Raw genomic sequence first — 1,468 nt, 5'->3', positions numbered from 1 at the left:
AAATCAATTGGATAAAATTCAGGAGGGATTTATATGAAATATACAGTTATTACAGGGGCTAGCTCAGGAATTGGATATGAAACCGCTCTTGCTTTTGCGACTCGTGGAAAAAACTTAATTATAGCAGCACGCAGAACGGAGGAATTAGGAAAATTAAAGTCAAAAGTGGCTGAAATTAATCCAGACCTGGATGTTGTCATTCGAACCGTTGACTTATCTGTTACTGCAAATGTTTATGAATTCTATGAAAGTCTTCAGGTTTATCAAATCGACACCTGGATTAATAATGCTGGATTTGGAAACTTTGCTTCCATTGGGGAGCAAAAGTTAAATAAAATTGAGACGATGCTTCACTTGAATATTGAGGCTTTAACCGTTCTGTCCTCTCTTTATGTACGTGATTATGCAGATGTTGAAGGAACTCAAATTATCAATATATCTTCAGGAGGAGGATATAGGATTGTGGCCGATGCTGTGACTTACTGCGCGACAAAGTTCTATGTAAGTGCCTTTACAGAAGGTCTAGCACAAGAATTAAAAGAAAAAGGAGCGGCAATGCAAGCAAAAGTGTTGGCTCCTGCTGCTACAGAGACCGAATTTGCAAAACGGTCTTATGATGTTGATAATTTTGAATATGATAATGTTGTTCCTAAGTTCCATACAGCTGAACAAATGGCCGGTTTCTTACTCAATTTATATGATAGTGAGAAGGTGGTAGGAATTGTGAATGGAGAAACGTATGACTTTGAATTAAGAGATCCAATGTATCCATATGTGATGAGTATAAGAAACTAGTTTTGGAAAATCTGAACATAACAAAAAACTGATAGTTCCTTAAGGGACTATTTAAACAAAAATCACCGATTTCCTGTACGTAAAGAAGTTGGTGATTTTTTTGTCGTAATGGTCATGAAATTGAACATACACACTGTTTACATATTACAGAGGTGGCTACTTATATAAAAATTACAGCTTTTCCCGAACAAGAAAGCCCATTGCCTTTAGGCATGGGATGAAAGTGAGGTTGGATACGGAGTACCACTAAAAATCGCAAGATTCGTGGTACTTTAAGTATCCAAAGTATAGGTAGTTTCTTCGGGTGTTTTGTTGGAATTTTTCGAAAATAAATGATATAACTAGAATAAATGATGATAGAAGAATGTTTCAAAGTGTTTGAGAGGAAAACATCCTCGTTTCATGCAGTTGTAAAGTTTATAAACACGTTCTGATTTTGTTCTGATTGCTAGAAATGTATCAAATGAACACGATGTTGAAAATCAAAAAAACAAGGGGATGAAACGTATGTCACAGACCCTAACAGTGAAAGTGAAATTGATTCCAACAAAAGGACAAATCCGTTTATTGGAACAAAGCAGTCACGAATATATCAAAGTTATAAATACACTTGTATCGGAAATGGTGGAAGCAAAGAAAAGTACGAAAAAAAGCACAAAAGATATTGAAGCAA

Annotated in this window: 1 protein-coding gene and 1 pseudogene; both read left to right on the top strand. The window is 35.5% G+C overall.

What is annotated here, in order from left to right:
• The first annotated feature begins 33 nt into the window (after window positions 1-33).
• Window positions 34-795 (top strand): SDR family NAD(P)-dependent oxidoreductase, encoded by a 762-nt coding sequence (locus V7038_RS25175; protein WP_002110647.1) that lies wholly within the window; start codon window positions 34-36, stop codon window positions 793-795.
• 498 nt (window positions 796-1,293) lie between these two features.
• Window positions 1,294-1,468: pseudogene (locus tag V7038_RS25170) on the top strand (RNA-guided endonuclease TnpB family protein); the annotation flags it as partial.

The sequence above is a fragment of the Bacillus sp. JJ783 genome (assembly GCF_036963225.1).
GTDB lineage: Bacteria > Bacillota > Bacilli > Bacillales > Bacillaceae_G > Bacillus_A > Bacillus_A cereus_U.
The sequence above is the reverse complement of the archived record's forward strand: the minus strand, read 5'-3'. Positions and strand labels throughout refer to the sequence as shown.

Coding starts and splice junctions, on each gene's coding strand:
- V7038_RS25175 (WP_002110647.1), top strand. CDS start 34: ATGAAATATACAGTTATTACAGGGGCTAGCTCAGGAATTGGATATGAA.